The sequence below is a fragment of the Desulfovibrio sp. genome (genome assembly GCF_009712225.1).
Taxonomy (GTDB): Bacteria; Desulfobacterota; Desulfovibrionia; order Desulfovibrionales; family Desulfovibrionaceae; genus Desulfovibrio.
On record NZ_WASP01000016.1, the window covers coordinates 1 to 2,061 of the forward strand.

Annotated in this window: 2 protein-coding genes; one reads left to right on the forward strand and one right to left on the reverse strand. The window is 31.5% G+C overall.

Annotation, left to right across the window (positions count from 1 at the left end; genetic code table 11):
• A partial coding sequence (locus F8N36_RS14730; RefSeq protein WP_291333647.1) for an IS1182 family transposase occupies window positions 1-1,611 on the forward strand: 1,611 nt, incomplete at its 5' end.
• Window positions 1,612-1,772: 161 nt separating this feature from the next.
• Here the strand turns inward: F8N36_RS14730 and F8N36_RS14735 are convergent.
• On the reverse strand, window positions 1,773-2,061 hold a 289-nt coding region (locus F8N36_RS14735; RefSeq protein WP_291333649.1), incomplete at its 5' end, for a Mur ligase family protein.

Below are 2,061 nucleotides of genomic sequence, written 5' to 3' on the forward strand. Positions count from 1 at the left end.
TTAACACAAAAAGATTATACCACTCGTGGTAACCTTTATCAATTAAAATTACCATTAAATATTGAATACATAATTCCAAAAGATGATGCCGTGAGGCTGCTGAGTCAGGTTGTAGAGGAGATGGATTTAACAGAATTATACCAGACTTATTTCCGCATAAGGAAAAATCAAGCAACCCCAAGACAGATGCTTAAGGTTATGTTATATGCTTACATGAATCATTATTATTCTTCACGCAAAATTGAAACTGCATGCAGAAGAGATATTAATTTCATGTATCTTCTTGAAGATGCGTCAGCACCAGATTATTCTACTATTGCTAGATTTCGAAGTCTTCATTTTGCTCCAGTTGCTGAAAAGGTTATGACTCAAATGACAGACTTTCTAGCTCAAAATGGAGAACTCTCTTTAGAAAATCTTTTTATTGATGGCACAAAAATTGAGGCGGCAGCCAACAAATATTCTTTTGTTTGGAAAAAATCTGTAACTAAAAATCAACAGAAGTTATTGGACAAAATTCCTGCTTTTATTTTGAAGGCTGAAAAAGATTTTGGTATTAAAGTTTTGTACAAAGACATTGTTAAAATTCATCACCTAAAAAAACTTCGCAAGAAATTAAAAAAGATACAAAAAGAAGAAAATATCATTTTTGTTCATGGTATTGGAAAGCGAAAAAGCTTAATTCAAAAAACACTAGAACAGCTGGACGAATACCTTGCAAAATTAAAAAAATATAATCAATACATCCATATTGCCGGGGATAGAAATAGTTTTTCAAAGACAGATCATGATGCAACATTTATGCGTATGAAAGAAGATGCCATGAAAAATGGCCAGTTGAAACCAGCATACAATATACAATTTGGTACTGATGCAGAATATGTTGTTTGGATTAGTGCTGGACCTCAATGTACAGATACTACAATGCTGATCCCATTTTTAGAAGGCTTACGCCAAAATCAGAAACGAATTTACGAAAAAATAATTGCAGATTCTGGATATGAAAGTGAAGAAAACTACGTGTACCTTGAGAAAAATAATCAGCTTGCATTCATCAAACCTTCGAATTATGAAATTAGTAAGACACGAAAATATAAAACTGATATCAGCAGAAAAGAAAACATGACTTATGATTCAAATGAAGATGCTTATATATGTAGTAACGGAAAAAAACTAAAAGCATCTGGTACTAAAAAATCAAAAAGTAAAACTGGATATGTAAGTGAGAAGACTTGCTATACCTGCGAAGACTGCAGTGAATGCCAGCTAAAATCAAAGTGTATCAAAGGCAGAAATAGTAAGACTCCATTGGAAGAACGTACTAAACATTTAGAAATCTCTAAGTTGTTTCAAGAAAAACGTGAGAAATCCTTAGAAAGAATAATTAGTGATGAAGGAACAGAACTGAGAATGAACAGAAGTATTCAATCCGAAGGAGCTTTTGCTGAAGTAAAACAAGATATGGGATTCCGTCGTTTCTTATGCAAAGGAAAGCAAAATATACTCGCAGAGTGCATATTGTTGGGAATTTCACATAATGTAAATAAGCTTCACAATAAGATACAAAACGAAAGATGTTGTTTCTACATTCATCCATTAAAAACAGCATAAATCCATCAGGTAAAAATTGTAAAAAACCACCCTTTATTTTGTATACCCTTTTTTAAATATAGAACTCGAAAAAATAATTTTGCTTCTAAAATTATTTTTTTTGAGTCAAAAAAGAGCTGTTCATAGCGATTTGAAAAATCGCTAATGCAACAGCCCCTTACTCAAAATATTTCAGTCTGAGTTAGTGCATTTATGATAAGGTTCAAAGGAAATCCCAAAAAGTAGCAGGTTCCAATAGCAGCTAGTGTATCATAAACATTAGATTTATTAAAACTATTTATTTTAACTTTTTTTTCTGATCCATTAAAATCTAATATAAAATTTATACCAGATTGAGAGTATCGTATATCCTTTGCCATAAAATCTGCAGTTGCATTTATGCCATAAGTGATTGCATCAAAAGGAGCATTTTTACTTATTTTATTTAAAAGCGGATCATCTACATTAATT